Genomic DNA, 1579 nt, shown 5'->3' with positions numbered 1-1579 from the left:
TCAAGGCGAGCCTGCATAGCCGATTTTCGAACCGGGCGATCTGGGGAATCCTGTGAGTACCGTGACTGAGAGATTCGGCAGAAGAATCGACCGTTCGATATGGTCGAAAGCGGCTCTGATATTAACAATGTAGAAAAGATTGGCACCTTCTGGACAGATCGCCTGGAATGGCGTCAAATCCTGTCCCTCCGCCCGTTCCCCCCGAATGACTCGACGCGAGAATTGTGGAAGTGACAGAACAGCCGCCGAACCTGATCCAAGCCCATGACGTTGCGATGGCATTCAGTGAGTCGCGGCTGGCGATCACGGGAATTCATTGTGCCGTGCAGCGGGGTGAGTTTGTTTCGCTGCTGGGACCGTCAGGGTGCGGTAAGTCAACTTTGCTGAGGCTGTTTGCGGGGTTGATTTCACCGACCTCGGGGCAGATCACTGTCGCCGGGCTGACTCCTGAGGATGCCCGCCGGACAGAGTGCCGCGTGGCGTTTGTCTTTCAGGAAGCTCATCTACTCCCCTGGCGCTCAGTTACAGAAAACATTCGGCTTCCACTGGAATTACTCGGTGTTCCGCGAGCCGAACACGCCGAACTCATTCAAAATTCGTTGCGGCTGATTGGCCTCACGGACGATGACGCGCAAAAGCCTCCTCGTAGTCTCTCGGGAGGGATGCGGATGCGCGTGTCACTTGCTCGAGCCCTCGTGACAGACCCGGAACTGCTGCTGCTGGATGAACCATTTGCGGCGCTGGACGACGTTCTCAGACAGCAATTGAATGAAGACCTCGTCGAAATCTGGATGCGTCGTCGCTGGACGGGAGTTTTCGTGACTCACAACGTGGCCGAAGCGGTCTTTCTCTCTCAACGGGTGTTCGTCATGAGTAAACGGCCCGGCAGAATCATTGATGAGGTGCGAATTCCGTTTGACTTTCCGCGTGGTCCTGAACTACGTGCCGACCGTGATTTTGCTCGACTGTGCGGAGAACTGAGCCAGCGGGTACGGGAGGCGGCACGATGATTCTGAAACGGCTGAAGTCCTGGCTGGTCGACGTCGTTCTTCCACCGCTTGTCCTGTTCGCCCTCGTCGTCGCGGTATGGCACTGGTGCGTCATCGCATTTCGACTGAAGCCTTATCTGCTTCCGTCCCCCCTGGCAGTGGGAAGAGCACTCTACAATGATGCCGCCATCCTGGGGCGAGCAGTTCTTTATACTGGGACGGCAGCACTGAGCGGCTTTCTGGCGAGTCTGGTGCTGGGGACATTGATCGCGTTTGTGTTTGCCCAGTCGCGGCGTATCCGGTCCAGCGGATATCCGTATTTTATCTTCTTGCAAACGGTCCCCATTGTCGCAATTGCTCCGCTGATTGTTCGCTGGTGTGGTAACGGCTTTCAAAGTGTGGTCCTGGTCGCACTGATCCTGAGTCTGTTTCCGATCCTGTCCAACGGCACTCAGGGGCTCTTGGAGATCGATCCGAATCTGCTCGACCTGTTCCGGTTAAACAATGCTTCTCGTTGGCAGACGCTGATCAAATTGCGATTCCCCAGCGCGGTTCCGGGGCTTCTTGCCGGAGCAAGAACATCCAGTGGG

At 56.6% G+C, this 1579-nt stretch carries 2 protein-coding genes; both read left to right on the top strand.

From position 1 onward, the window contains the following. The first annotated feature begins 230 nt into the window (after positions 1 to 230). Positions 231 to 1010 (top strand): ABC transporter ATP-binding protein, encoded by a 780-nt coding sequence (locus tag VGE80_RS05800; RefSeq protein WP_440591991.1) that lies wholly within the window; start codon positions 231 to 233, stop codon positions 1008 to 1010. Then, the coding region (locus VGE80_RS05795) for an ABC transporter permease (RefSeq protein WP_440591990.1) at positions 1007 to 1579 on the top strand (573 nt) is incomplete at its 3' end. The genes VGE80_RS05800 and VGE80_RS05795, both read left to right, overlap by 4 nt.

This window comes from Schlesneria sp., from assembly GCF_036405755.1.
Lineage (GTDB): Bacteria > Planctomycetota > Planctomycetia > Planctomycetales > Planctomycetaceae > Schlesneria > Schlesneria sphaerica.
Note: the sequence above shows the minus strand (reverse complement) of the source record. Positions and strands in the feature narration are given on the sequence as shown.